The organism is Staphylococcus pasteuri, assembly GCF_030547725.1.
Classification (GTDB): Bacteria; Bacillota; Bacilli; order Staphylococcales; family Staphylococcaceae; genus Staphylococcus; species Staphylococcus pasteuri.
Map to the genome: position 1 here is coordinate 1 of NZ_JAUOQO010000152.1, position 318 is coordinate 318.

Below are 318 nucleotides of genomic sequence, written 5' to 3' on the forward strand. Positions count from 1 at the left end.
GCCTTTAGTTAGACATTATTTAAACTTTACTCCTCCCAGACGTTTAGAAGCTTTTCTAATAACTGGTTTAAAGCTGTGTTCTCATGGGTTGAAAGGGCAGTCATTATGCTCTGTTCTTGTGAATGCAGCTTCACAATCACTTCATTGATTAATGTCCCTCCGCTTTCTGTTAGCTGAACTAATTTTCCGCGCTTGTCGTGAGGGTTGTGGATTCGAGTGATGTATCCAACATTTGTCATGCGATGTAACACTTTGGTTAATCCGCCCGAGCTAAAAAGCATGGCTGTTGATAATTCAGTGGGCGTCAAACAGTGTGGG

Annotated in this window: 1 protein-coding gene; it reads right to left on the reverse strand. The window is 42.1% G+C overall.

Annotated elements, in window-relative coordinates; translation table 11 throughout:
* Positions 1–26: 26 nt before the first annotated feature.
* Positions 27–318, reverse strand: a 292-nt coding sequence (locus tag Q4528_RS13200; RefSeq protein ID WP_303521947.1) for a MarR family winged helix-turn-helix transcriptional regulator, incomplete at its 5' end; no start/stop codon positions are given.